This window comes from Thermodesulfatator autotrophicus (assembly GCF_001642325.1).
Taxonomy (GTDB): Bacteria; Desulfobacterota; Thermodesulfobacteria; order Thermodesulfobacteriales; family Thermodesulfatatoraceae; genus Thermodesulfatator; species Thermodesulfatator autotrophicus.
The window spans coordinates 1-4678 of record NZ_LSFI01000095.1; the positions used below are offsets into that span (position 1 = coordinate 1).

Sequence of the window (4678 nt, forward strand, 5' to 3'; positions counted from 1 at the left end):
CCTGCGGACACAGTTGACGAAACACTATGGACTTGCTATCTGTGATATAGCTTGAATAGTCGTATTGTTGATTAGTTTATTATTGATTTAATTAATAAATATAAATTTAAAAGAGATAATTTTTACAGACCTCTTTGTACACACTAGAAATAGGAATCCCTTCACGCTAACACACAGTAACATGATGATTATCTATGAAAGGAACTATAAGCCTAGAAGTGTCCAGAGAGATAATATTTTAACCAACTTATTTATTATAAGATAGAGCGCTATCGAGAGGCGACGTATCTCAGGTCCTTTGCTAGACTTGGGAAAAATGCTTCGCTCCGTTCACAATGACAGAGAAGGGGCTGCCATGACAGCCCCCATAATATTATTTGCCCCCATAATATCATTTGTTTTTTCTCACATTAAGAAATTATATATCAGGATTCCAATTTACTGGCTTTAAACGGTTATAACTTTTAGGAGCATGACAACCAACCACACAGGTTCCTCCATTAGGGTTCAAGGTGAACTTGATGGGATAAGACCACATACCAAAAGGAACTTCTGGTCTAATATGTTTGGCCTGGTCACTAGCATGAGGATCATGACAGGCAATACAAGTTCGTCCTTTTTTGCGATGTACATGCAAGTAATGTAAGTTCCATTCTCCATCTCTAAAATTTGTCAATATACTGGTAAATTTTGTCTTAGCGATTTCTCTATTATGACAGCCAAAACATAAATCATAATATTCGGGCTTATAATCTGTATAAAATGCCGGAGGGAAATATCTAATCAATAAAGAAACATATTTTGAACCGTGAACGTTATGACAAGCAACGCAATCTCCTGTTTCTACAGGCCCATGCTTATAGCGAGAACTTTTAATATAATCTCCTAAATCCACGTGACATGAAAAGCATAAAACTTCTTGAGCACTAATTAAAAGAGAAGAATAATTTGCTGAATGCGGTTTATGACAGGCTGTACAATTGCCATCTTTAACCGGTTTATGAAAATATTTTTCATTCATAGCGCTAAAAACTTCAGGAGAAATTTCTTCATGACATGTTTTACATAACGATGCACCTGGCATAATAAGCTGGAAACGATTATCAGAACTATGAGGATCATGGCACTGGCTACAGTCTTCTACGGCTGGCTCATGTACAAATTCCATAGAAAAATCTTCTTTTCTATCTGTATGGCATAAAAAACAAACCTCACCTTTTTCGGGAGGAGCCATTAATAAGGATTGGAAGTTAGAAGAATGAGGATTATGGCAAGCTATACAATCCCCCGTTCCTATTGGTCCATGAACATGTTTTTTAGTAAAGAGCTCTTTTTCGTGACAGTTAAAACATAAGCTACTTAAGGTTTGGCCGTCCCCTTTAAGCTGAAAACGCATAGCGGATTCGTGTGGATCATGGCAATCTATACAACCTTCCTCAACTGGTGAGTGTATTATCTTTTTATTAAATTCCTCTCTTTTAATTTCGTGACAGGCAAAACATAATTCCTGCCCTTGTCTTTCAAGTGATAAACGATAAAAAGAACCATGAGGTGAATGACAAGTAATACAAACTTTAGCTCCCACAGGACCGTGAACATATTTTTCCTTTCCTTTATCAGAATGACACTTTCCGGTTGTGCAGTTGGCTGGAGTAGAACTAACATACGCTAAGTCTAATTTTCCTCTCCTAGTAACATGGCATTCCTTACAAGATATTAAAGATGGATCTTTGTGAACATAAAATCTTTTAAACCCTTCAGGAACCTTTTTGCCTCTTTTTTGGTATTTCTCCGAGAGGAAAAAAATATCCAAAACTATTTTATCTTTCCCTGAAGAAACCTCAATTTTATTTAACCCCTCCTTCAAAGAAAGAATGGCCCCAAAAGTTTGACCATCAAATAGAAGCTTGCCATCTTTAGGTAAGATAACTTTTGCACCTTTAAAGGAGATTTTTTTAATGTTTTGGTTATCTTCAACAAAACCAGCCAAAAAAATTTTTTCTTCTGTAACCCAGACCTTATCAGGCGGAGAAACTATATTTAATTTTGCTAAAACTACGCCCATAGATAAAATAAAAAAAAGAGAACATAAAAAGAATAAATTAAAAAAATGAGCGATCATGATCTCCCCCCACGATCTATTTAAGAATATATGATACTTATTATAATTCCATATAGTACCACCTGGTGAAATTCAAAACTGATTAAAAGATAAAAAAACTCATAGAAAACAGAAATATTTATTTTTTATTTTCAAATGGACATGATTCCATAGCAGGAAATCCTAATTCAATAGCATGTGAAAAAATTTTCTTTTTATTAGATAGTAGTTAAAAATAACAGATAAAAGCGATTTTTAAATATAACTTCAAAAATTTTAAACCTTAAGAAAGAGAGGGGAAGTAAACTATTGATATTTGACATTGAAATTTTGAAAAAGAAACAGGAAAATAAATAAAATAATATAATAAAATTTAGGATAAGCTATGAGTAGACTATTTAAACTTGGCTTAATACTATTAATAATATTTAAAGGATTTCCTTCCAATAAAAGTTGGTCATTTCCTTATAGAAACATTAAAAAAGATACCACAATACCAAATTTTTGTGTATATACTTTAGAAGATAACAAGTTTTGTATTGAAAGTTTAAAAGGCTACATATCTGTAATTCTCTTTTGGGGAGCTGACTCAGATATAAAAGAAAAAAGATCAATAAAAGTACTACAATCATTTAAAAATTATTATAAAGACTGGGAACAAAAGAAAATCAAGTTAGTAGCTATTAACACGCAAAAAGACCCAATAGACAAGATAAAAAAAATAATAAAGGAAAATGAGCTAGAATTCCCTGTTTTCATAGATAAAGATCAAGATGCATATCAAAAGCTAGGAATTTATATACTACCAAGTGTACTTATCCTTGATAAAAATAGTAAAATTATTGATGGAATTGGATATACAAAAAATTTAGCTCAAAAAACAAACATAGTCTTATTGGCATTGACAGGCGATAAGAAACATACCCAAAAGCCCAAAAAGCAAAAACCAGAAAATCAAAGAAAAGCTGAAAGACATTTAAATTTTGCTATAACATTAATAAAGAGAGGCCTAGAAGAAAGAGCAATTACAGAAATCAAAAAAGCCTTAAAAATATATCCAAATTATTATAAAGCCCGTATTATTTTGGGATGTTTATACTACAAAAAAGGCAAACTAGAACTAGCAACAAAAGAACTAGAAGAAAGCTTAAAACATGAAAAATCAACAAAAGGGGTTATCTGTCTGGCAAAAATAAAGGCAGAACAGGGAAAGCTAGAAGAAGCAATTACCGAACTAAAAAGAATATCAATAACCAATAATCCAGACGTTCTATTTTTACTTGGCAATATCTACGAAAAAAAAGGAGAAATTGCAAAGGCAGCCACATACTATAGAAAAGCATACGAAAAAATAAAAAAACAATCAAATGAAAATATATTTTAATAAAGCAATAGTAATAACTATTACACTATTATTATCAATAATAAAATACTCTACGAGCATAGCTGATATTACAATTCTTACCCCTAAGAATGAATCAATAATCTTAAAAAGGAAACCTGAAATAACAATAGTAATAAAAACAAATCAATATCAAAAAATACACTTAAAAAGTGAAGGAAATATTGTTTTACCTATAGGAAACTGGAAAATACAAAAAACAAATTTTTTCCATTTCAGAATAAAACTGAAAAAAGGAGAAAATAAATTTGTCATTAATCCTGAGGAACACTTATTGAAAATAAAATACATACCCATTAGAACTCTTTTAACTCTAAATATTAATGATCCTGACATATATATCTTTCATAAAGAATACATAATCCCTCCATCTTGCCAAAGATGTCATACCAAAAAAGTTCCAAAAGGAATAAAAATAAATAAAGCTATTTATGGTCCTTTTGATCCGCGATGCATTTCATGTCATAAAAATATGTTACCACAAGAATATTATATACATGCTCCCGCGGGGAATTGGTTATGTGGTTATTGCCATGGGAAAGAAAAAATTCGTCTTTTTACCGGAAAACCAGAAGAGCTTTGTATAAGATGCCATTTAAGCGCCCAAAAATATCACGACATGGCCTATGTGCACGGCCCTGTTGGCTCTGGAGATTGTACAGCCTGCCATGATCCCCATGCTGGACCATACAGATTTCAACTGGAAAAAAATAAAAAAGTAGCATTATGTATTTTGTGTCATAAAGATAAAGAAATTTACATAGATTCGACACCGGGTTTAAATGTACATGCAGTTTTATCTGCATTGGGATGTGTTGCTTGTCATGATCCTCACGCTACAAATTATCGTTATCAGCTAAAAGATGGTCCTATAAACAAGTGGTGCACTACTTGTCACCAGCAATTCAAAGGATTAAAAAGAGGACATCCACTAAAAAGTCATCCTTTATTAGGACCAAAAGATCCTTTAAGAAAAGGAAGGATGTTAAGCTGTACCAGTTGTCATAATCCCCACGGTTCAATTTATAAACATTTACTAATAGAAGATGTTACTGGTGGAAAAATATGTACTAAATGCCACAATTATTAGTTTGTATACTACTGGACACCTTTTGCGACGAGCACGAGAATGTCCACCCAACTGTCTGCTTCAGATAATTTGCCCCTAATTCCCT

At 32.4% G+C, this 4678-nt stretch carries 3 protein-coding genes; 2 read left to right on the forward strand and 1 reads right to left on the reverse strand.

Features of this window, described 5'->3' with window-relative positions:
• Positions 1 to 418: 418 nt before the first annotated feature.
• A complete protein-coding gene (locus tag TH606_RS11030) occupies positions 419 to 2122 on the reverse strand; it encodes a cytochrome c3 family protein (RefSeq protein ID WP_082863637.1) in 1704 nt (567 codons plus the stop codon).
• Positions 2123 to 2486: 364 nt separating this feature from the next.
• Here TH606_RS11030 and TH606_RS11035 point away from each other — a divergent pair, with 364 nt between their 5' ends.
• Entirely contained in the window at positions 2487 to 3485 is a 999-nt protein-coding gene (locus TH606_RS11035) for a tetratricopeptide repeat protein (protein ID WP_068544036.1), read from the forward strand.
• On the forward strand, positions 3469 to 4593 hold the full coding sequence (locus TH606_RS11040; protein ID WP_068544038.1) for a cytochrome c3 family protein: 1125 nt from the start codon (positions 3469 to 3471) through the stop codon (positions 4591 to 4593). The genes TH606_RS11035 and TH606_RS11040 overlap by 17 nt, the downstream gene beginning before the upstream one ends.
• The last annotated feature ends 85 nt before the right edge of the window (positions 4594 to 4678 follow it).